This window comes from Archangium violaceum, assembly GCF_016859125.1.
In the GTDB taxonomy this organism is placed as follows: Bacteria; Myxococcota; Myxococcia; order Myxococcales; family Myxococcaceae; genus Archangium; species Archangium violaceum_A.
Genome location: NZ_CP069338.1, coordinates 1,596,864 through 1,616,416, shown reverse-complemented (window position 1 = coordinate 1,616,416; position 19,553 = coordinate 1,596,864). Strand labels below are relative to the sequence as shown.

Here is a 19,553-nt window from a genome sequence, read left to right as displayed (position 1 = left end):
CCGAGTCAGGTGCAATTTGTTTTGCAGTACATTGCCGGAAGCTTCTCCTGGCAGTCCGCACACGATGGGACGTTCTCGCCATTTTTGAATATCTGCTCGTGCTCCTCTGGTTCGGAGAGTTTCTTGGTGTGCAGGTCTTCTTTCCGAACCCTGAATTTAATCTTGGGTCCCCTGTCGGGCTTAAAGCCTTCTACCGCTGGGTAGAATAGGCGCTCGATAAGTTGTTTGGGGCTGTGTCCTCTGTGCTTCTCCATGATCTGCTTGGCGGCACAGTCCCAGACTTCTCTCTCAATCGCTGAGTCGACGGGCTGGCTTGCACACTCGAAGCCCACTGACCTTACGACTTCCACGAAGCCGGGAGGCGCTTGGCCTGAGCAGGCCGCGAGCTTCTGGCCTTTACACACACAGACCATGGCGCCAACCATATAGCCCTTGACGTAGGATTTACGGTCTCTGTTGTATCGAAGCACGGCGTTTCTGCAGAAGAAGTCTTCGAGGGCAGCGATTTTGCCCGAAAGAGTTGAAAGTTCGCCCGGCAGTCTTGCCAGCTCTGCTCTCTCGGCAGGGTTTGGTCCTTTCCCGCTTCTTCTGTTTTCGTCCGTGTTCTTTCTGTTTAGCTCTTCAAACCTTCGCTCTTTATCTCTCTCCTCTCTCTTTGAATTGGCATACTCGAGAATCTGTTGCTTCTGGGCGTCGATGGCCTTCTGCAGCCGTTCAAGCAGTGTTGCTATCGCCGTCTGCGTCTCCTCGCCGGCTTCCAGCGGGTGCGTCTTCCCGCAGAGTCCGCACGGCGCGTCGTCACCGTAGATGACCGCCATGACTCCGGAGGCCTGGATGATGCCCGTCATCGTGGCGGCATTGGCGGGGCTGCCCGAGGGGCCGCAGTTGTTGAGCATGGGGTCGCCCAGCAACTGCACGTTCTTGCCCTCGATTTTGACGTTCATCGAGCCGGGGCCAAGGAACTTCGTGGGGCCATGGGTATTGCTGGAGATGAGACCTCCCCCCGTACCCTTGCTGGCCATGTCGCCCTGGCTGCCGAAGCTGGCGTCGGTGATGGCAACGGGGTTCCCCTCGATGGTCACCGTCTTGGAGTAGCCCTGGGGAGAGTCGCCGCTCTTGCCGATATTCGGCAAGGGCGTGGGCACGAAAGGGGCCGGCGGGCCCGGCATCTTGCAGACGTTGGGCAGCGTGGCCGCGGCGACGCCCGAGCTGCCCTGGGTGACGGGTGTCTTCGGGAAATTGACGGTGACCTTGGTCATTGTCTTGCTCCGACTCTACTTCCGGACAGCGGCTCCTCCAGCAACGCAGCGGCTCTCAACCCGGCTTCCGAGCTGCCCCAGAGCAGCGCACGGGGACCGCGAGCATACCGACGCCGCCATGCCTGCGCGCACAGGACCAGGTTCAGCGCCCCCGTGGCGGCACCCACCTCGCCGCAACTGCTCACGGGCGTGTGCACGGCGGAGGCGTCGTGGAACGCCGCCCCCAGCCGCAGCGCGACGAAGCCCCACTCCTCGGAGCGGTAGCGCTCGCCGTTGATGTCACCGTGGATGTTCTCCACCTGCACTTGCGTGCCACCCAGCGGCGCGAGCGCCTCACCCACGGCGGCCGTCAACCCCTCGCCCAGGTTGAGGTCATCGGTATGGATGAGCCGCGTCTCCCGGGCCGTGGTGGCGATGCGCACCGTGGCGTGGGGCGCCAGTCCCCACCGGCGCGCATCCGGCGAGGCCATCACCGCCACGAAGGCGGCGGCCTCGCCGGGTGCGAAGCCCGTACGCGCCCCCTCCTCGAGCCACTGGTTGCGCTCGCGCAGCCAGGCCAGCGTCTGGACGTCATGGTAGCTGTCGACGCCCCCCACTATCGCCAGTGGCGAGCCTCCGGCGCGGCTCACGCGTCTCACGGCCTCCTGCAATCCCTCCAGCGCCGAGGCGTGGCCCGCCAGTCGGGGCTCCACCCGCAGGCGCACATTTCCGACGGCCGCGAGCGCGGCGACAACTCGCGCGGCATCCGCCGACTTCCATCCCGGGCGCTCCTCGGGTAGCCCCACCAGCACCGGCACTTCGGCGTTCCACTGCGTCAGTGCCGGCGCCAGCTTTCCGAGGACCTCCGCCAACGCCGCCGCCCCGAGTGCCGCCATGCGCGCCGCACCGTTCCATTCTCCCGGGTCCAGCAGGGCGTCCCGCGCGAGGAACGAAGCGGACTGGCGCCCCAACTCTGGCACCTGGAGACGCCGCACGCGGCTGATGCCCGCACGCACGGCCGCTGCCACGCTCTCGGCCGTCGTCCCTACGGGCGCACGTGCTCCCGAGGCAACCAACTTCACGTCAGCACTCATCTCAATCGGTCCTCAAGGTAACGACGGTGAAGTCTGTGTTGCCCTCATTTTCATCTGCGGTGCGGATGGGGTGGAGGATGGAGTGGGCCAGGGCCACCGCCATCTCCCCGATGGCGTCCTGGGCCCCGTCGAGTGCGGCGTTGAGTGGGTCTCTCCCCAATCCCAACTCGGCCAAGGGTGGGCTGTCCGCGCGTCGCAGGGCCTCGCTGACCGGATAGAAGACGCCACCGCGTGAGAAGTAGAAGTCGCCCACCATGAGGCGGCCCACCTTCCATTCGCCCTCCACGAGCTCGGGTGGGCCCATACGCTCGAGGGGAGTTCCGGTGAGGGCCGCCACCAGGTAGCCGTCCGGTCGTACCAGCACCAGGAGCCAGAAGCGCTCGGCACGCCACTTCAAATCGGCGTACTCCACTCGCTCGCCGCCCTCGAGCACCTCGCGCAGCAGCCAGGACAGCACCCGGCGCGGGGCGAAGCGCCCCTGTGTCAGGGGCGTCTTCGCCAACCGGCCCAGAAGCTGGCGCGCCTGCTCCAGGTCGAGCGCCGCGCCCACCGGGTGCCATGCCTCTTCCCCAAGACCGCTCGCTTCCTGTGCCACCTGGAAGGCGTCTGCCGTTGGCTCGGGGAAACCGCCCGCGCCTCCTACCTCCAGCTACCTCCAGGTCCGAGGGGGGGCGACTGGCTGCGAGGGGTTGGTGCCGTGGCGCAACGAAGCGCTTCGTGAGTGGAGTCCGTAGCCGCTCGTCAGGCTCCCTCGCGGAGGGCCCGTGGCGCACCCTTCGAGGATCATGGCTACCGCTAGGGTCAGGACGAGTGCCACGAGTTGATGGCTCGGCGTACGAGGCGACGCGGTGAAGGGGTGCACCCCAGCGAGACGAGTGGCCATTGTGTATTTCCCCCACGTTTGCCTGCTTGCTCACGTACTGGCGGGCTGCCTCTCGTTAGCGCGCATGCCCTCCTGACGATCGTATGCGGTGCCGCTCCTACCCCGCGTGAACGGAAGGGAAGAAACGTCGCGGGCGTTCAGGTCGCGACCATGCAGACCCTTTTCGTCTCTCGTGGATCGCTGTGGCGCGCGATGGGTTTCCTCCGCCCGCACCGGCGCACGGTCGCCATCATCCTCCTGCTCGTCCTGACCTCCGCGGGCTTGAGTGCGATCGAACCACTGGTGCTCAAGCACGTCTTCGATCAGCTCGGCTCGCACGGCTCCTTGAAGGCGGTGCTCATCGCCGTGGCGGGCCTGGTGGGCATCGGCCTGGTGCGTGAGGTCCTCGGCGCCACCTCCAACTGGCTCACCTGGCGCACGCGCATCGCCGTGCACTTCTCGCTCAACGAGGCCACGGTCACGCGTCTCCACCGGCTCCCGCTGAGCTTCCACCGCGAGGAGGGCGTGGGCGCCATCATGACGAAGCTCGACCGTGGCATGCAGGGCTTCGTGGGCGCCATCACCGAGCTGGCCTTCAACGTCATCCCGGCGGCGACCTACCTCATCGTCTCCGTGATCATCATGTTCCGGCTGGATTGGCGTCTGGCGCTGCTCGCGCTGTCATTCGCGCCCATCCCGGTGTTGATCGCCCGCAGGGCGGCACCCGTGCAGACCCAGCGGGAGCAGACGCTCATGGACCGCTGGACGAAGATCTACGCCCGCTTCAACGAGGTCCTCTCGGGCATCGTGACGGTGAAGAGCTTCGCCATGGAGGAGCGCGAGAAGCAGCGCTTCCTGCACGACGTGCGCGAGGCCAATTCCGTGGTCACCCGCGGCGTCGCCTTCGACGCGACCGTGGGCGCCAGCCAGAGCATCACCGTGCTCGTCGCGCGCGTGGCGTCGATTGGCTTTGGCGGCATGCTCGTGCTTCGCGGGGAGATCACCTCCGGTACCCTGGTGGCGTTCCTCGGTTACATCGGCGGCCTCTTCGGTCCGGTCCAGGGCCTGAGCGGCGTGTACAAGACCCTGCGGACCGCCTCGGTGGCGATCAACCAGGTCTTCTCCATCCTCGACGCCCAGGATCGTCTCGGTGACGCTCCGGATGCCGAGGAGGTCACGGGCGTGCGGGGCGAGGTGGCGTTCGAGAACGTGCACTTCGCCTACCCGTCCTCGTCGGGTCCCAACAAGCCGCTCATCAACGGCATCGACCTCGAGGTCAAGCCGGGCGAGACGATCGCACTGGTAGGCCCGAGCGGCGCGGGCAAGACGACGCTGATGAGCCTGCTGTGCCGCTTCTATGATCCGGTGGAGGGCGTGGTGCGCATCGACGGCAAGGACATCCGCTCGCTCAAGCAGATGTCGCTGCGGCGCCACATCGGCGTGGTGCTACAGGACTCGCTGCTCTTCAACGAGAGCGTGCGCAACAACATCGCCTACGGGCGGCCGAACGCCTCGATGGAGGAGATCGAGGCCGTGGCTCGCGCCGCGCACGCGCACGAGTTCATCACGCGCCTGCCGCAGGGCTATGACACCGTGGTGGGCGAGCGTGGCAATCGCCTGTCCGCGGGTGAGCGCCAGCGCGTCTCCATCGCGCGCTCGCTCCTGAAGAATCCGCCGATCCTCATCCTGGACGAGCCCACCAGCGCGCTCGACGCGGAGAGCGAGGCGCTCGTGCAGGAGGCACTGGGCAAGCTGATGAAGGGCCGTACCACCTTCGCCATCGCCCACCGGCTCTCGACGGTGGTGGACGCGGACCGCATCCTCGTGCTCAAGGGCGGGCGGATCATCGAGGAAGGCAACCACGCGCAGTTGATGCGCCTGGATGGCTACTATGCCTCGCTGGTGCGCCGGCAGACCCGTGGACTGCTGCCCGAGTTGCCCTCCCTCCCCGAGCCGCAGCGGACTACCTCCGCGGTCGCCTAGAGCGCCGAGCCCACCTGCTCTTCACGAGGCCCCTTCGGGGCGCGTGTGTGCGCTTCACACGACATTTCAGGTAGGTTCCGGAAGCCAACGTTTCGGGTGGGAATGTGTTCGCTGCTGGTCCAACCCGCCCCCGGGTCCTGGGCCTCCGGTCCAATTGCACGTGCGCTCGGGGAGAAGCGTAAACGACAGTGCGATGGACCCGCCGGACCAGGGGTACCGCCAGGCAGCACGGTGCTTACTCTTCCTGCGGAACGAAGGAGCCGTCGCACATCGGGCTGGCTCCTGACCACGCAACCACCAGGGCGCGCGCGGACAGGGCGCGGCGGCTGTCGGGAGGGAACATGAGGCGCAAGCAGGTACTCATCACCGGAGGCGCGGGCTTCATCGGTTCGCATCTGGCGGATGAGCTCATCGCACACGGTTATCGCGTCAGGGCCTTGGACGCGCTGCTCCCGCAGGTGCATGGGGAGAGCCGGGCGCGCCCGTCCTACCTCAACCCGGACGTGGAGCTCATCGTCGGTGACGTGCGTGACCGTCAGGCCGTCCGGCGCGCGCTCGAGGGGGTGGACGCCGTCTACCACTTCGCCGCGGCCGTGGGCGTGGGCCAGAGCATGTACGAGGTGGAGCACTATACGTCGGTGAACAACATCGGCACCGCGGTGTTGATGGAAGCACTCATCGAGCGTCCGGTGGAGCGGCTGGTGGTGGCCTCCAGCATGAGCGTCTACGGCGAGGGGCTCTTCCGGACGCCAGACGGCCGCCTCGTGCCCGGCACCGACCGCACCCTGGAGCAGCTCCAGTCCGGTGACTGGGAGTTGCGCGGCGCCAACGGAGAGCTGCTCTCGCCACTGCCCACGCCCGAGACCAAGATTCCGGCGCTCTCGTCCGTGTACGCGCTCTCCAAGTACGACCAGGAGCGGCTGTGCCTCATCACCGGCCGCGCCTACAACATCCCGACGGTGGCGCTGCGCTTCTTCAACGTCTATGGCCCGCGCCAGGCGCTCTCCAACCCCTACACCGGGGTGCTTGCCATCTTCGCCTCGCGGCTCCTCAACGGGAACTCGCCGCTCATCTTCGAGGATGGCATGCAGCAGCGCGACTTCGTGAACGTGCACGACGTGGCGCTCGCCTGCCGCCTGGCGCTCGAGGTTCGGGACGCGGCCGGTCACGTGCTCAACATCGGCAGCGGCCAGGCGGTCACTGTTCGGGATGTGGCGAAGGCCATCGGCGAAGTGATGGGCAAGCCACACATCCGGCCGGCCGTGACGGGCAAATACCGGATGGGCGACATCCGCCACTGCTTCGCTGACATTACTCAGGCCCGCAAGGTACTGGGGTACGAGCCCCAGATTGGCTTCCAGCAGGGTCTGGCCGAGCTGGCGCAGTGGCTCGAGGGGCAGGTGGCCACGGACCGTGTGGCCGAGGCGAGGGCGGAGCTCGAGGCTCGAGGGTTGACCGTATGAGCAAGACGCGAGCGGGTCATCAGAAGAACGGCCACGACAAGCGGGTGGTCATCTTCGGCGGGGCCGGGTTCATCGGCTCCAACGTGGCGGACCACTACCTGAGCGAGGGCCGCCGGGTGCTGGTGTTCGACAACGTCTCGCGCGCCGGCGTGGAGCGCAACCTGCGCTGGCTCAAGTCCCGCCACGGCGAGCTGCTCAGCGTGGAGGTGGCCGACATCCGCGACGAGAAGGCGGTGAAGCGGGCGGTGCGCGGCGCCGAGGAGGTCTTCCACTTCGCGGCCCAGGTGGCGGTGACCACCAGCCTGGAGGGCCCGGTGCACGACTTCGAGGTGAACGCGCGGGGGACGCTCAACGTCCTGGAGGCCCTGCGGCACACGGAGGAGCCGGCCCCGCTCATCTTCACCTCGACGAACAAGGTCTACGGCGGGCTGCTGGGGATGGAGTTCGCCCGGAACGGCCGCCGCTACGAGCCCCGGGACGAGGCGACGCGCTCCCACGGCATCAGCGAGCGCTGCCCGCTCGACTTCGAGAGCCCCTACGGCTGCTCCAAGGGCGCGGCGGATCAGTACGTGCTCGACTACGGGCGCTCCTTCGGGCTGAAGACCGCGGTGTTCCGCATGAGCTGCATCTACGGGCCGCGGCAGTTCGGCACCGAGGATCAAGGCTGGGTGGCGCACTTCCTCATCCGGGCGCTCGAGGGCAAGCCCATCACCCTCTACGGTGACGGCATGCAGGTGCGCGACATCCTCTTCATCGAGGACCTGGTGCGTGCCTTCCGCCTGGCGCAGGCGAACATCGACCAGCTCCGGGGGCAGGCCTTCAACATCGGTGGTGGCCCGGAGCGCACCGTGAGTCTGCTGGAGTTGCTCGATCTGATCGCCCAGCGCACGGGGCGCAGCCCCGAGATCCGTTTCGAGGGTTGGCGCACCGGCGACCAGCGCTACTACGTCTCCGATACCCGCAAGTTCCAGCAAGCCACGGGCTGGGCGCCGCAGGTGGGCGTCGAGCAGGGCGTGGCCCGGCTGCACACGTGGCTGGAAGAGATGGCGGAGGAGCGGGCGAGCCAACCACCCGCGGGAGGAGCTTCGCTTGAAGCGTTCGCGGGGTAGCCCGAGCGTGAGTCTGCCGCCGCCCATCCGGCGGGTGTTGATGACCGCCGATACGGTGGGTGGCGTGTGGACGTACGCTCTCGAGCTCTGCCGGGCACTCGCCGAGGACGGCGTGCAGGTGGAGCTCGCGACCCTGGGAGCACCGCTGTCCCTCGCGCAAAGGGCGGAAGCGCGCGAGGTTCCGGGCCTGTCCATCCACGAGAGCAGCTACCAGCTCGAGTGGATGGACGACCCGTGGGAGGATGTTCGCGCCTCGGGGGAGTGGCTCCTCGAGCTGGAAGCGCGGCTCTCCCCCGACATCATCCATCTCAATGGGTATTGCCACGGCGCGCTTCCCTGGAAGACGCCGGTGCTGGTGGTGGCGCACTCGTGCGTCCTCTCATGGTGGGAGGCCGTCAAGGGAGAGTCCGCCCCCGGGCGCTACGCGCGTTACAGGGAAGAGGTGGCGCGGGGATTGCGCGCGGCGGAGCGCGTGGTGGCGCCCAGCGAGGCGATGCTCGCCGCCGCCGAGCGGCTCTACGGCCCCTTCCGCGCGACGCAGGTCATCGCCAACGCGAGGCGGGCGGAGTCCTTCCCTCCAGGTGCGAAGGAGCCCTTCGTGCTCGCCGCGGGCCGGCTGTGGGACGAGGCCAAGAACCTGGTGGCGCTGGAGGCCGTCGCGCCGCGACTCCCGTTCCCGGTACGGGTGGCGGGGGAGACGCAGCACCCGAGCGGAGGCGACTCGGCCCGGGCCCACCATGTCCAGCCGCTCGGACGGCTCACGCCCTCGGAGCTCGCCGGGTGGATGGCGCGCGCCGCCGTCTATGCGCTGCCCGCTCGTTATGAGCCCTTCGGTCTGTCCGTGCTGGAGGCCGCCCTCGCCGGATGCGCGCTGGTGCTCGGAGACATCCCGAGCTTGCGCGAGGTGTGGGGCGACGCCGCGCTCTTCGTCCACCCGGAGGATGGAGATGGGCTCGCCGAGGCACTGACGCGGCTGATGGCGAACCCCGCCGAGCGAGAGCGCCTCGCCGCCAGGGCCCATGCCCGTGCACGGACCTTCACGCCCCGCCGCATGGCGGAGGCCTACCTGGAGCTCTATGCCGCGCTCCGAGCGCGGCCCTCGGAGAGGCGGGTCCTTCCCGCGCTCCACGCTTCATGACCGGAGAGCCAATCACCGATGCGTATCGTCTTCTTCTGTCACTCCCTCCTGTCTGATTGGAATCACGGCAACGCCCACTTCCTGCGTGGGGTGGTGACGGATCTCGCACTGCGTGGTCACGATGTGCGTGTGTTCGAGCCCGCGGATGCGTGGAGCATGCAGAACCTCCTGGCCGAGCCCCTCGGGGCGGAGGCGCTGGGCGAGGTTCGCGCCGTCTACCCGCACGTGGTTCCCGAGCGCTATGCGCTCGACACGCTGGACCTGGATCGCGCGCTCGAGGGCGCCCACCTGGTGATCGTCCACGAGTGGAGCGCGCCGGAGTTGGTGATGCGGCTCGGTGAGCGGCGCAAGGCGGGCGGCACCTTCCGGCTGCTCTTCCATGACACGCACCACCGCAGCGTGAGCGCCCGGGAGGAGATGGCCCGTTACGAGCTCACCCACTACGACGGCGTGCTCGCCTTCGGTGAGGTCATCCGGCGCATCTACCTGGACGCGGGGTGGACCCGTCAGGCCTGGACGTGGCACGAGGCCGCCGACGCGCGCGTGTTCCTCCCGCAGCCGCACGTGAGGCCGGAGAGGGATCTCGTCTGGATTGGCAACTGGGGTGACGACGAGCGCACCGCGGAGCTGCACGAGTTCCTGTTGGATCCGGTGAAGGCGCTCGGCCTGAAGGCCCGCGTCCATGGCGTGCGCTACCCGGACACCGCGCGCGCGGCGCTGGCCGAGTCGGGCATCGAGTACGCCGGCTGGTTGCCGAACCACCGCGCGCCCGTGGCTTTCGCCCAGGCGCGTGTCACGGTCCACGTGCCGCGCCGGCCCTATACCCGGGCGCTGCCCGGCATCCCCACCATCCGCCCCTTCGAGGCGCTCGCCTGCGGCATTCCCCTGGTGACGGCGCCCTGGTCGGACGCGGAGGGGCTCTTCACCCCGGGCCAGGACTTCCTCATCGCCAACAACGGCCAGGAGATGCAGCGGCACCTGCGGGCGCTGCTCGCCGACGAGGGGCTGCGGCGCGAGCTCGCCGAGCACGGCCGGCGCACGGTGCTCGCGCGGCACACGTGTGGGCACCGGGTGGATGAGCTCCTGCGCATCTGCCAGCAGCTGGGCATCGAGGCTTCCGAACTGAACCCGATCACTCGGGAAAGGGTCATCGCATGAGCAAGGGTCTTCGCATCGCCTTCTTCGGCTCGAGCCTCGTCTCGGCCTACTGGAACGGGGCGGCCACGTACTACCGGGGCATCATCCGCGCGCTGTATGACCGCGGGCACCGCGTCACCTTCTACGAGCCGGACGCCTACGAGCGCCAGCAGCACCGCGACATGCCGGACCCGGACTGGGCGCGCTCGGTCGTCTACTCCGCGCAGGGCACGGCGGAGCTCGATCGCTGCCTGAAGGAGGCGGCTGACTCGGACGTGGTGGTGAAGGCGAGCGGCGTCGGTGTGTTCGACGCGCTGCTCGAGGAGCGCGTGCTGGAGCTGCAGCGCCCCGGTACCCAGGTGGTGTTCTGGGACGTGGACGCGCCGGCCACGCTCGAGCGGGTGGAGAAGGACCGGAACGATCCGTTCCGGGCGCTGATTCCCCGCTACGACCACATCCTCACGTATGGCGGCGGCGAGCCGGTGGTGTCCGCCTACAAGGCGCTCGGCGCGAAGGAGTGCGTGCCCATCTACAACGCGCTCGATCCGAGCACCCACCATCCGGTGGCGGCGGATCCGCGCTTCGCGGGTGACCTGGCCTTCCTGGGCAACCGTCTGCCGGACCGCGAGGCCCGTGTGGAGGCCTTCTTCCTCGAGGCCGCCGAGCTCCTGCCGCAGTCGCGCTTCCTGCTCGGAGGCAGTGGCTGGGGAGACCGCTCGCTGCCGGAGAACGTGAAGTACCTCGGCCACGTCTACACGCAGGACCACAACGCGCTGAACTGCTCGGCCCGGGCGGTGCTCAACATCAACCGCGACAGCATGGCCCGCTTCGGCTTCTCGCCGGCCACGCGCGTCTTCGAGGCCGCGGGGGCGGGGGCCTGCATCATCACCGACGCCTTCAAGGGCGTGGAGCTGTTCCTGGAGCCGGGCCGTGAAATCCTCGTGGCGCACTCGGGCGAGGAGGTCGCCGAGCACGTGCGCGAGCTGAACGAGACCGAGTCGCGGCGCATCGGCCAGGCGGCGATGAAGCGCGTGCTGTCCGAGCACACGTACGCGCACCGCGCCTCCAAGGTGGAGGAGGTGCTCGGCTTCCAGAAGAGCGGTACTCGCGAGCGGGTGGCTTGAGTCATGAAGACGGAGACGGAGCGGATGCGGATCGTCATTCTCGGGCTGTCCATCACGTCGAGCTGGGGCAACGGACACGCCACCACCTACCGGGGACTGGTGCGCGAGCTGGTGCGGCGCGGGCATGACGTCCTGTTCCTCGAGCGGGACGTGCCCTGGTACGCCTCCAACCGCGACCTGCCGCGGCCTCCCTACGGGCGCACCGAGCTGTACAGCGGCCTCGATGACCTGAAGGAGCGTTTCGCGGGCGAGGTGCGCCGCGCGGACCTGGTCGTGGTGGGCTCGTACGTGCCCCAGGGCGTGGAGGTGGGCAACTGGGTGCAGCACACCGCTCGCGGTGTCTCGGCCTTCTATGACATCGACACGCCGGTGACGCTGGCGAAGCTGGCGCGCAAGGACTTCGAGTACCTCTCGCCCGAGCTCATTCCCGGCTACCAGCTCTACCTGTCCTTCACGGGCGGACCCACGCTCGAGCGCATCGAGCGCGAGCTCGGCTCTCCCGCGGCCCGGCCGCTCTACTGCAGCGCCGACCCCGAGCTGTACGCGCCGCAGCACCGCGAGCCCCTCTGGGACCTCGGGTACCTGGGCACGTACAGTGACGACCGGCAGCCGGTGCTGGAGCGGCTGATGCTCGACGCCGCGCGGGAGTGGAGCGCTGGCCGCTTCGTGGTCGCCGGGCCCCAGTACCCGGCGGGCATCCAGTGGCCCTCCAACGTGTCGCGCGTGGAGCACCTGGCTCCGCCCGAGCACCCGGCCTTCTACAACTCCCAGCGCTTCACCCTGAACGTCACGCGCGCGGACATGGTGAGAGCAGGCTACTCGCCGAGCGTGAGGCTCTTCGAGGCAGCGGCGTGCGGCGTGCCCATCATCAGCGATGAATGGGCGGGGCTCGACACGCTCTTCGTCCCGGGGAAGGAGATCTTCATCTCCCACTCCGGCGAGGAGACGCTGCGCTTCCTCCGGGAGGTTTCGGAGCCGGAGCGTCAGGCCATGGGCATGAAGGCGCGCGAGCGGGTGCTGGCCGAGCACACCGCGGCGCACCGGGCCGAGGCCCTGGAGCAGTACGCCCGGGCGGTGAGCTCGGGTCGGAAGCCGTAGGGCTTCGGTTCCACATCAGAGGCGCGCGCCGCGAGCCGGCGGCGCCCGGGCGTTGAGGACGAGAGGCGGGACTCATGAAGATCGCGGTCATTGGAACGGGGTACGTGGGGTTGGTGGCGGGCACCTGCTTCGCCGAGTCGGGTCATGACGTCACGTGCATCGACGTGGACCTGAAGAAGATCGAGGCGCTGAAGCGTGGGCAGCTCCCCATCTACGAGCCCGGGCTCGAGGAGCTGGTCCACCGCAACATCGCCGCGCGGCGGTTGCACTTCACCGATGACCTGAAGGCCGCGGTGGGTCCCTCCCAGGTGGTCTTCATCGCCGTGGGCACGCCGGAGGGCGAGACGGGGCGCGCGGATCTCCAGTACGTGCTCGACGCCGCCGAGCAGGTGGGCAGGGCGCTGCGCCACTACACCGTCATCGTGGACAAGAGCACCGTGCCGGTGGGCACCGCGGACAGGGTATCCGCCGCGGTGGCGCGCAACACCCAGTACGAGTTCGACGTGGTGTCCAACCCCGAGTTCCTCAAGGAGGGCGCCGCGCTCGAGGACTTCCTCAAGCCGGACCGGGTGGTGATTGGCACCAACTCGGAGCGGGCGCGGAAGATCATGGGCGAGCTGTACGCGCCCTTCGTGCGCACGGAGAACCCCATCCTCTTCATGGATCCGCGCTCGGCCGAGCTGACGAAGTACGCGGCCAACGCGATGCTCGCCACGCGCATCTCCTTCATGAACGACATCGCGTCCCTGTGCGAGCGCGTGGGCGCGGACGCGGAGATGGTCCGCAAGGGCATGGGCTCGGACAAGCGCATCGGCTACTCGTTCCTGTACCCGGGCATCGGCTACGGCGGGAGCTGCTTCCCGAAGGACGTGAAGGCGCTGATGGCCACGGCCCGTGACGTGGGGCTGGAGTTCGACCTGCTGCGCGCGGTGGAGAACACGAACGCGCGACAGAAGCGCTGCCTGCTCACCAAGGCGCTCAAGCACTACGGTGACGTGTCCAACCGCACCTTCGCGGTGTGGGGCCTGGCGTTCAAGCCGAAGACGGACGACATGCGCGAGGCGCCCTCGGTGGAGCTCATCGAGGGGCTGCTGGGCAAGGGCGCGCGCGTGCAGTGCCATGATCCCGTGGCGACGGAGGTGGCGCGGCGCTACTTCGGCGACCGCGTGCTCTACGCGCCGACCTGCTACGACGCGGCGGAGGGCGTGGACGGGCTCTTCCTGGTGACGGAGTGGAACGAGTTCCGCCACCCGGACATGAAGCGCCTCAAGGCGCTGATGAAGAGCCCGGTCATCTTCGATGGCCGCAACGTGTTCGACCCGAAGCGCGCGCGCGACGAGGGCTTCACGTACTTCGGCATCGGCCGCGGCCAGTAGGCGCCGCGCTCACTCGGTGTAGAGCGTCACGCCGAGCCCAGGCTGGAAGGTGCCGATGACGGTACCATCCACGTCGGGCACGAACGCCAGGCCGACCAGGAGGGTCGTGTTCACGGAGAGCTGTGGGGCGAGCCAGTACTCAAGGCCGCCACCGGCCGCGAGCGACAGCGCGCTGGCGCTCGCGTCCCCCGTGTTCCCCGTGTTCTCGGTGCCCACCTGGTTGATCGCGCCCTCCAGCGCGAAGAAGGGGCGAAGGGCCTTGCCGGGAGTGCCTCCATAGACGTTCAGACCGAAGCCCAGCGACAGGCCGGTGACGGACGCTTCCTGTACCGAGGCGAAAGCGAAGCCGACGTTCAGGTTGACGCCCACCGCGTCACTGAGGAAGTAGCGGAGGCCCAGGCTCGAGCTGGTGCCCGCCGAGTCTCCCAGGGCCAGGGTGCTGCCGAGCAGGTTGGCGCGGATGCCGAACAGGCCCGTGCGTGGCCCCACCGGGAGCGCGGGCGTGGCTGGAGCCGCCGGAGTCACCTCGGCGGGATTCGTGGTCTCCGCGGTCGCGGGCGTGGCGGGAGTCGCCGAGGGGGTCTCACCTGCCTCGTTCGTGGGCTTCGCCTCGTCCGTGGCGGTCTTGGCTTCTTCCGGCAGGACTTCGCCCCTCGCGATTGCCTGCTTCCGGGCTTCCTCCTTGGCTGCCTCGGCCGCCTCGGCCGACTTCTGCTGGCGATAGCGCTCGATTTCGGCGACGCGCTGCGCGGCGGTCTTGCCTGTCGTCGCGCAGCCGGTGGCGGTCAGCACGACCAGGGCGATGCTCAGGTTCTTCATGAGGGTGTGTCCTCCAGGAAAGGCGCGTGCTCATATCACGCTCCTGGGGGAAGACCCTCACCCTGGCCCTCTCCCAGAGGGAGAGGGGACATCCGCTAGTGGCCCCCGTCCTTCGCGGGGGTCTTCGGTGGCGGCGCACCGTCCTCACCGCCGACGTCTCCTCCTTCGACCAGCTCCTGGTCGTCGCGCAGGAAGTCCCTGGCCACCTGATCCACGTCCTGGGGCCCGAGCCCGGTGAGCACCACGCTGGCCGCCCGCGTCCGGGTGACGAGCGCCGTCTCGCCGAGCGCCCCGTGGATGCGCATGAGCGCGATGTGGATCTCCGGGTCGAACGGGTCCGCGGCCAGCGCCTCCAGGTAGGCCTGTCGCGCCTTCGGGTAGTCCTTGCGGAACAGGAGGATGCGGCCCAGGTGCACGTTGGTGCTCGGCGAGCCCGGGTGCACGCGCAGCGAGCCGCGCAGCACCTGCTCGGCCTCGTCCAGCCGCCGCAGCTCCAGCAGCGCCAGCGCGTACTTGTTGGACACGGACTCGTACTTGTCGCCCACCAGCTTGTGCGCCTTCGCGTACTCCTCGGCGGCGGCCTTGATGCGGTTGCGCTCGCGCATCAGCTCGCCCAGGTGCGCGAACTTGCGCGCCGGCACCTCCGTCACCTCCGCGAAGTCGCCGAAGGAGATTTCACGCCCCTTCTTCTTCTCGTCCTGGTCCTTGGCGTTCTCCTTGAGCACCACTTCCTCGCGCGGCAGCAGCTCCTGGGGGAAGGGCTGCTTCTTGATGTGCGCGAGCCAGTTCTTCTCGAAGAGGGCGAAGGGCATCCCCGTGGCCGCCTCCACCGCCTTCCTGTCCTGCTTGCCGTCGCGCAGGCCGAGGATGATCTCCCGCAGGCCCTTGTTGCCCTGCGTCGAGTACACGTAGTCGATGGCGTAGTAGACCTCGGCGAAGGCGGTGGCCGCGTCCTCGGCCGTGGGCAGCATGGCGATGGACGGGTGCATCTTCTCGAAGGGGATGAGCTTGTCTTCCTTCACCCGCCGGCCCAGCAGCGCCAATGTCGAGGGTGTCATCGCCAGCCCCGGCTTGCCGCGCCAGCGCGACTCCAGGAACTTGGCCAGACCCTCGTGCAGCCAGATGGGCACCGTGTTGTGGCTCATCTGGCTCACCACCAGGTGGATGTATTCGTGCGCCAGCGTGTCCTGCCAGTCGTAGCCTCGCGCCACCGCCTTGGGGCTCGTCACCATCAGCTTGTTGAACTTGCAGATGGCGATGGTGCCCGTGGTTTGAATCTGCTGGTAGGTGAGGGTGCTGACCTTGGACAGCTCGCGCGCGTTGTTCACCACCTCCACGCGAATCTTCCCCGGCGGCCGGTGCCCCAGGTCCTCGGCGAGCGCGCGGTGGATGGACTCCAGCGTCTCCAGCGCGTAGGGCACCAGCACCTCGTCCTTCCCCTTCGGGTAGTAGAAGATGAAGTGCTCGCTCTCCGCGTACGCGTGGTCCTTGACGATGTCGCGCGTCTCCTTCGCCAGCCGCAGGTAGCTGCCCGGCTTGTCCTCGATGTTCGCCGCCCGCAGCAGCTCGATGGCGTCGTCGTAGCGGCCCTCCTCGAAGGCCACCCGGCCCTGGAAGTACTTGAGTGGCTCGATGTCCTCCGGGACGATGCCCTCCAGCGCCTGCAGCTCGCGCCGCGCGCCCGGCACGTCCCACCCATCCAGCGCCGCCTCCACCTTCCCCAGCCGCTCCTTGGCCTCGTTCTTCAGCGACTCCTGGGCCCCGGCGCCCGTGGCCAGGGACAAGGAGAGGGCGAGGGCGAGAGCCCTCATGCTGCTCGCAACCCGGGTCATCACTTCACCAGCTCCTCGTAGTAGCGCTTCACCTGGTCCCGGTACTTCTCCGGCGTCCCCTCCTTCATCGCGTCCAGCAGATCCTTCCGGAACTCCTTCGGCGCCTGGTAGGCCTCCTCGTCCGGAATCTCCACCTTGTCGCGAGGATCCCTCCCGTTGCCCTCGCTCTTCCCCATGCCCATCGGCAGCGGCAGCCCACGGCCCTTGCCCCGGCCCTTCTGGCTCTCCTTCATCTGCTGCTGGAACTGCTTGAGCCCCTCCAGCGCCGCCTGCTGCTCGCCGTAGCCCCGGTTCGGGTCCTTGCCCTGCATCCGCTGCGAGGCCTCGCCCATGCGCCGGCCGATCTCCTCCATCTGGTCCCCGGCCTCCTGCCCGAAGATGGGCGCCATCTGCTCCATCTCCTGCATCTGCTGGCGCAGCTCCCGTGCCTTCTGCTCCAGCGACTGCTGCTGCTGGGCGAGCTGCTGCAACTGCTGCTTGTCCTGCTGGCTCATCTGCGAGCCCGGCGGCGGGAAGAGCGACTGGAGCTTGCGATTCACGTCCTCCACCGACTTCGCGTCCTTCTCCAGCCGCTCGGCCAGCTCGGCGGACTGCTGCCGCACGTCGTCGGGGTTGCCGTACAGCTCGTCCAGCGAGCGCTGCTGCTCGCCGTAGCTGGCGAGCAGCTGGGCCGCCTCGGAGGCCCGCTGCGCCGCCTCGGCCGCCAGATCGTAGTCGTCCACCTTGAGCGCGTTTCTCGCGTTCTCCAGCTCGGCCTGGGCCTCCTCCAGCGGACGCGAGGCCCGGCTGTTGAGATCCTCGGGTCGCAGCTTCTCGTAGTCCTTCTGTACCTGCTCGAGCTGGCGCTGCAGCTCGTCCTTCATGGCCTTGCCGCGCTCGGCGAGCCGGTCCTTGTTCTGCTGCCGGGCCTGGTCGCGCAGCGCCTTGGTGGCGTCGGCCACACGCTGCTGCTCCTGCGCCGTCTGCTCCAGCTCGTTCATGAAGTCGCCGAACTTCTTCGCCAGCTCCGGGTACTGCTCGTTGCCGAACTCGTCCTGGGCCTCGTTCAGACCGTTGAGCATCTCGTCCATCTGCATGGACAGCTCCTGCAGCTTGGCGAGCGCCTCGTCCGTCTTGCCCTCGCGCATGAGCCGCTCCACGTCGTCGAGCGCGCTCTGCATGTCCTGGTCCTTCATCATCTCCTGAAGGGCCTCGGCATTGAGGTGCTCGTCGCGGATGCCCTGGCGCATCTCGGCCATGCGCTGCATCAGCTCATCGATGCGGCTTCGCACCTCCTGGATCTGCTGCATCACCTGTTCGCGTACCTGCTCGTCCGGGTTCTGCTTGTACTGCTCGATGAGGTTGGCCAGCTCACGCCGCTCGGCGGCCAGCTGCCTGGCCAGCTCCTGCAGGGCCTCCAGCTTCTGCCGGTCCAGCAGGGACTCCAGGTAGAGGATGTCCTTCTCCAGCTCGGCGATCTCATCCTCCACCAGCGCGCCCAGGCGGGTCCCGGTGCCGAAGTCATCACCCGCGCGGCGCTGCTGGGTGCGCAGGTAGATGCGGCGCAGGTCCGAGGTGGCGCGCACCCGCTGGCCCAGCGTCTCGGAGATGTTGGCGAGCGCGGTGACGAGCTCGGCGGGGGTATCCCGCTCGCGGCGCAGCTCCTGGGAGAGCGCGCGCATGTCCGCCACCAGCGTCAGGCCACTGGTGTCCACCGCCTGCCCCGAGGCCACCTTCCGCGGCTCCTTCACCCGGTCGCGGTCCGCTCCCTCCAGCCTGTCGGCGAGGTGGTCCACCATGCGGCCCCAGAGGGCCTCGGCCTTCTCCAGGGCGGCGCGGCGGTGCTCGGCGGCGCTGTAGACGCGCAGCACCTGGGTGCGGCTCACGCCCCGCTTGGGGCCCTCCACCGCGTCGTTGTCCTTCGCCTCGACGTAGTAGGAGATGCGGTCTCCCGGCTGCACCTGCAGCGTGCCCAGGTTCCAGGTGTAGGTCCCCTTGTCGCGCCGGCCATCCTCGCGGGGCAGGGCGATGCGCGTCTCCTCCTTGGCGCCCGGCGTGCGGAAGACGAGCGCCAGGCCATTGAGTCCGTAGTCGTCGCTGGCCTCGTACTTGAGCGTCACCTGCTGGCCCGGGTCGATTTCGATCTCCGCCGCGGGCGTGAGGAGCTGGACCTGGGGCGGGGCGTCCGCCTCCACGTTGAGCGGGATGTCCGGCCCGGTGGCGATGGCCTTGCGGCCCGTGCCGTAGAAGACGAAGTGGTAGGTGCCCGCCTTCTTCGCGATGAAGGTGCCGGTGAGCTCGCGCTTGCCGGTGACGGTGAGCGGGAGCGTCTCGCCATTGACGACCAGCTCCGCGCGCTCCACCTCGCGGTCCGAGCGCGTCTCGAGCTGCACCTCGGTGCCGGCCGGCGCGCTCACCTCGCCATTGGTGCCCGGCACGGTGCGCGGGGCGAGCCCCGTATAGGCCGGGTAGCGGTACGTCAGCTCGATGTCGCCGGTGATGGGCTCGCGCTGCTCGGCCGTGGGGGCGAGGCGCGCCGACTCGAGCGCCTTGGCCAGGCCCGCGCGCCAGGAGGCGCCCGCGAGGCCCAGCACCACCGTCATCACGAGCGCCACGCCGCCCAGCACCAGGGCCGCGTGCTTGAGGCGCGTGTCGTCCACCACCGTGCCCACGTCCACCTGGTCCGCGCGCAGGTCCATCTGCCGCAGGAAGGCCTCGGCGAGCTCCGCCGAGTGCTGGGGCTGGGCGCCCTGCTCGCGCGCCAGCTCCACCGCGGCGAGCACGTCCAGGGACAGCTGGGGCTGGCGCTCGCCGATGAGGCGCGCGGTGCGGAGGTCATCCCCCACGGTGCGCAGGGAGAGCCAGACGCCGAAGACGCAGGCCACGAGCGCGCCCGCCACGGGGGAGAGCAGCATCAACCAGCGGCCAGCGGCCGGGGCGGCGAGCGCCAGGAAGCCACCGGCCACTCCCAGCACGAGCAGGGTGGCGAGGCCCAGCATCGCGCCCTGGAGCCAGAGCTGGCGGCGTTGGCGGGTACGCACCGCGGCGAGCAGACGCTCCACGCCATGCGAGCGGGGCTCGGCGAGAGGCTCCGACGGGGGAGCGGGAGGCTGCGGGGGGGGCGGAGGCGGGAGCTCCGGGCCTGGGGTCTGCGGGGATTCGAGATTCACGCTGTCACGTCCGCTCGGTCGTGTGGCAACCCATTGCCGGGCCACCTATTTCCCAAATCTGTAGCAGGCCTGGGCGCGCGGCGCGTCCCCCAGGACTCCGGGCGGGTGGCTTCCCCGCCCCGGTGTCCGCG

Annotated in this window: 14 protein-coding genes; 8 read left to right on the top strand and 6 right to left on the bottom strand. The window is 68.7% G+C overall.

What is annotated here, in order from left to right:
* Window positions 1-5 precede the first annotated feature (5 nt).
* Genes JQX13_RS06805 through JQX13_RS06795 form a run of 3 tightly spaced genes read right to left on the bottom strand, consistent with a single transcriptional unit; the run spans window position 6 to window position 2,927 of the window.
* Complete coding sequence (locus JQX13_RS06805; protein WP_203408244.1) at window positions 6-1,259, bottom strand: DUF4150 domain-containing protein; 1,254 nt, start codon at window positions 1,257-1,259, stop codon at window positions 6-8.
* A complete protein-coding gene (locus JQX13_RS06800; protein WP_239014587.1) occupies window positions 1,256-2,320 on the bottom strand; it encodes a hypothetical protein in 1,065 nt (354 codons plus the stop codon). Before JQX13_RS06800 ends, JQX13_RS06805 begins: the two co-directional genes overlap by 4 nt.
* A 13-nt stretch (window positions 2,321-2,333) precedes the next feature.
* Window positions 2,334-2,927: a hypothetical protein gene (locus tag JQX13_RS06795; RefSeq protein ID WP_239014586.1), complete on the bottom strand. Its 594-nt coding sequence runs from the start codon at window positions 2,925-2,927 to the stop codon at window positions 2,334-2,336.
* A 480-nt stretch (window positions 2,928-3,407) separates the two neighbouring features.
* Here JQX13_RS06795 and JQX13_RS06790 point away from each other — a divergent pair, with 480 nt between their 5' ends.
* From JQX13_RS06790 to JQX13_RS06755, 8 genes are all read left to right on the top strand, one after another.
* Entirely contained in the window at window positions 3,408-5,177 is a 1,770-nt protein-coding gene (locus tag JQX13_RS06790; RefSeq protein ID WP_239014585.1) for an ABC transporter ATP-binding protein, read from the top strand.
* A gap of 341 nt (window positions 5,178-5,518) precedes the next feature.
* Window positions 5,519-6,640: an NAD-dependent epimerase/dehydratase family protein gene (locus JQX13_RS06785; protein ID WP_203408241.1), complete on the top strand. Its 1,122-nt coding sequence runs from the start codon at window positions 5,519-5,521 to the stop codon at window positions 6,638-6,640.
* Entirely contained in the window at window positions 6,637-7,749 is a 1,113-nt protein-coding gene (locus tag JQX13_RS06780) for an NAD-dependent epimerase/dehydratase family protein (protein WP_203408240.1), read from the top strand. Before JQX13_RS06785 ends, JQX13_RS06780 begins: the two co-directional genes overlap by 4 nt.
* Window positions 7,730-8,887, top strand: a complete 1,158-nt coding sequence (locus JQX13_RS06775; protein WP_430384158.1) for a glycosyltransferase family 4 protein — start codon at window positions 7,730-7,732, stop codon at window positions 8,885-8,887. Before JQX13_RS06780 ends, JQX13_RS06775 begins: the two co-directional genes overlap by 20 nt.
* Window positions 8,888-8,905: 18 nt before the next feature.
* Complete coding sequence (locus JQX13_RS06770) at window positions 8,906-10,045, top strand: CgeB family protein (RefSeq protein ID WP_203408239.1); 1,140 nt, start codon at window positions 8,906-8,908, stop codon at window positions 10,043-10,045.
* Window positions 10,042-11,148, top strand: a complete 1,107-nt coding sequence (locus JQX13_RS06765) for a CgeB family protein (protein WP_203408238.1) — start codon at window positions 10,042-10,044, stop codon at window positions 11,146-11,148. Before JQX13_RS06770 ends, JQX13_RS06765 begins: the two co-directional genes overlap by 4 nt.
* 3 nt (window positions 11,149-11,151) lie before the next feature.
* Window positions 11,152-12,246 (top strand): CgeB family protein, encoded by a 1,095-nt coding sequence (locus tag JQX13_RS06760; RefSeq protein WP_239014584.1) that lies wholly within the window; start codon window positions 11,152-11,154, stop codon window positions 12,244-12,246.
* A 74-nt stretch (window positions 12,247-12,320) separates the two neighbouring features.
* Window positions 12,321-13,622 carry a UDP-glucose dehydrogenase family protein gene (locus JQX13_RS06755; RefSeq protein ID WP_203408237.1) on the top strand — a complete coding sequence of 434 codons (1,302 nt, stop codon included), beginning with the start codon at window positions 12,321-12,323 and terminating at the stop codon, window positions 13,620-13,622.
* Window positions 13,623-13,631: 9 nt separating this feature from the next.
* On the opposite strand, the gene JQX13_RS06750 is transcribed toward JQX13_RS06755, so the two are convergent.
* The 3 genes from JQX13_RS06750 to JQX13_RS06740 form a co-directional block, all read right to left on the bottom strand.
* The gene (locus JQX13_RS06750) at window positions 13,632-14,441 is read right to left on the bottom strand and encodes a hypothetical protein (RefSeq protein WP_203408236.1); all 810 of its coding nucleotides are present in this window, start codon (window positions 14,439-14,441) and stop codon (window positions 13,632-13,634) included.
* 95 nt (window positions 14,442-14,536) lie between these two features.
* On the bottom strand, window positions 14,537-16,273 hold the full coding sequence (locus JQX13_RS06745; protein WP_203411905.1) for a peptidase MA family metallohydrolase: 1,737 nt from the start codon (window positions 16,271-16,273) through the stop codon (window positions 14,537-14,539).
* On the bottom strand, window positions 16,273-19,422 hold the full coding sequence (locus JQX13_RS06740) for a DUF4175 family protein (protein WP_203408235.1): 3,150 nt from the start codon (window positions 19,420-19,422) through the stop codon (window positions 16,273-16,275). The genes JQX13_RS06745 and JQX13_RS06740 overlap by 1 nt, the downstream gene beginning before the upstream one ends.
* Window positions 19,423-19,553: the final 131 nt, after the last annotated feature.

Excerpts from the sequence above, each read along its gene's own strand:
- JQX13_RS06770 (WP_203408239.1), top strand. The coding sequence starts at position 8,906 with ATGCGTATCGTCTTCTTCTGTCACTCCCTCCTGTCTGATTGGAATCAC.
- JQX13_RS06765 (WP_203408238.1), top strand. The coding sequence starts at position 10,042 with ATGAGCAAGGGTCTTCGCATCGCCTTCTTCGGCTCGAGCCTCGTCTCG.
- JQX13_RS06805 (WP_203408244.1), bottom strand. The coding sequence starts at position 1,259 with ATGACCAAGGTCACCGTCAATTTCCCGAAGACACCCGTCACCCAGGGC.
- JQX13_RS06760 (WP_239014584.1), top strand. The coding sequence starts at position 11,152 with ATGAAGACGGAGACGGAGCGGATGCGGATCGTCATTCTCGGGCTGTCC.
- JQX13_RS06745 (WP_203411905.1), bottom strand. The coding sequence starts at position 16,273 with ATGACCCGGGTTGCGAGCAGCATGAGGGCTCTCGCCCTCGCCCTCTCC.
- JQX13_RS06785 (WP_203408241.1), top strand. The coding sequence starts at position 5,519 with ATGAGGCGCAAGCAGGTACTCATCACCGGAGGCGCGGGCTTCATCGGT.
- JQX13_RS06780 (WP_203408240.1), top strand. The coding sequence starts at position 6,637 with ATGAGCAAGACGCGAGCGGGTCATCAGAAGAACGGCCACGACAAGCGG.
- JQX13_RS06790 (WP_239014585.1), top strand. The coding sequence starts at position 3,408 with ATGGGTTTCCTCCGCCCGCACCGGCGCACGGTCGCCATCATCCTCCTG.
- JQX13_RS06755 (WP_203408237.1), top strand. The coding sequence starts at position 12,321 with ATGAAGATCGCGGTCATTGGAACGGGGTACGTGGGGTTGGTGGCGGGC.
- JQX13_RS06750 (WP_203408236.1), bottom strand. The coding sequence starts at position 14,441 with ATGAAGAACCTGAGCATCGCCCTGGTCGTGCTGACCGCCACCGGCTGC.